The sequence below is a fragment of the Pontibaca salina genome, assembly GCF_016307205.1.
Lineage (GTDB): Bacteria > Pseudomonadota > Alphaproteobacteria > Rhodobacterales > Rhodobacteraceae > Pontibaca > Pontibaca salina.
The window spans coordinates 1-331 of the sequence record NZ_JAEIJD010000039.1; the positions used below are offsets into that span (position 1 = coordinate 1).

Here is a 331-nt window from a genome sequence, read left to right on the forward strand (position 1 = left end):
AGCGCGGTGTGGTCAATGTGGGTGACGAGCTTGAGATCGTCGGTATCCGCGACACCAAGAAGACCACCTGTACCGGCGTCGAGATGTTCCGCAAGCTGCTGGATCGCGGCGAGGCGGGCGACAACGTTGGCGTTCTGCTGCGCGGTATCGAGCGTGAAGGCGTTGAGCGCGGCCAGGTGCTGTGCAAGCCCAAGTCGGTGAACCCGCACACCAAGTTCGAGGCCGAAGCCTATATTCTGACCAAGGACGAGGGTGGCCGTCACACGCCGTTCTTCGCCAATTATCGCCCACAGTTCTACTTCCGCACAACGGATGTGACCGGCACCGTGAC

General features: G+C 61.3%; 1 protein-coding gene. It reads left to right on the forward strand.

Going from position 1 to position 331, the window contains the following annotated elements; all coding sequences use genetic code 11:
- On the forward strand, positions 1-331 hold a 331-nt coding region (locus JAO82_RS14190; protein WP_269812993.1), incomplete at both ends, for an EF-Tu C-terminal domain-related protein.